This window comes from Bartonella sp. AC130YNZD, assembly GCF_042196865.1.
Taxonomy (GTDB): Bacteria; Pseudomonadota; Alphaproteobacteria; order Rhizobiales; family Rhizobiaceae; genus Bartonella.
Map to the genome: position 1 here is coordinate 1 of NZ_JBHIQZ010000111.1, position 1,175 is coordinate 1,175.

General features: G+C 48.1%; 1 protein-coding gene. It reads left to right on the top strand.

The window, feature by feature from the left end:
- Positions 1 to 1,175 (top strand): phage tail tape measure protein (locus ACFINU_RS09945; protein WP_375667679.1); only part of this gene is annotated, 1,175 nt, incomplete at both ends.

The following is a 1,175-nucleotide window of genomic DNA, read 5'->3' on the forward strand; positions in this document are numbered from 1 at the left end:
CATATTGAAGATGCTTTTGCCAATATTGGGCTTTCCCGCGAAAAATTCATGCAAGATCTCGACAAAGATGCCACCGGTACCTTGGTGCGCTTTTTTAATGTGTTGGGCAAATCCGAACAAGGGATGCGTTCGCTGATTGCCATTGCGGGGCGCGATTTTACCGGCGATTTTGCCAAATTGGTGGGTAACCCTGAATTGTTAGGGCAAGCTTTAGATTATGTGAAAGATCCACAAGTCTTTAAAGGCTCGGTAGAACAAGAAGCCGACAAACAAGCAACCGGTGCTATGCGACAATTTGAACTCTTACAAAACCGCATTGTGGCTTTGGGGATTAGCATTGGTGAAGTGCTTCTGCCTCCTCTCAACAGTTTGATGGAAAGTGTTGGGGGATTTGTCAATGGTTTGATGGCATGGGCGAATGCCCATCCTGCTTTAACAAGCGCCATTATCAAAACCATTGCTGCCCTTATGGCTTTTAATATTGCTCTGCGTGTGTTGCGCTTTACTATGGCCGGGACACGCCTTGGGCTTCTTCAATTGATAGGCTCTTTTATCAAGATGGGGGCTGTTAGTCGTGGTCTTTCTGCAAGCTGGCGAGGGCTATTGGCTGCAGGGCGCTCATTGGGTTTAATGGCAGCAGGGCTTGGTGGGAGTGCACTGCGTCTTCTTCGCCCAATGACTTTACTTGTGGGGGCTTTACGGGGGATTGCTGTCTCAGGAAGTGCATTTGCTGCCTCTTTTGGTTGGATGGGGACAGTGATCGAAGTGGTTGGGGCAAGTCTTTCCTCTGTTGTGGGGGGTATTTTTACTCCGATCGGGGCGGTCATTGCTGCTGTTGTGGCGGTCATCCTTGCTGCTGGTTTTGCTTTGTGGAAATATTGGGATCGTTTTTCTTCATTTGTCAAAGGCTTTGCACGGGGGGTATCTCGGGCTTGGGGGCGTGCCTTTGAAGCCGTTATGCGCTTTTTTGGTGCCGATACTACCACCATAACCAAATGGAAAAACATCATTGCTGCTGCTTTCGACTTCTCTTCCCATTGGCAAAAGTTTAAACAAGGACTTTCCTCTGTTGTCGAGTGGTTTGGCAATTTGTGGGAGGGCGTTAAACAAAGCTTTTCCAACTTTTGGCAATGGTTGAAGAGTTTTTTTACACAGGAAAAGCTCTCGGAGAGTGC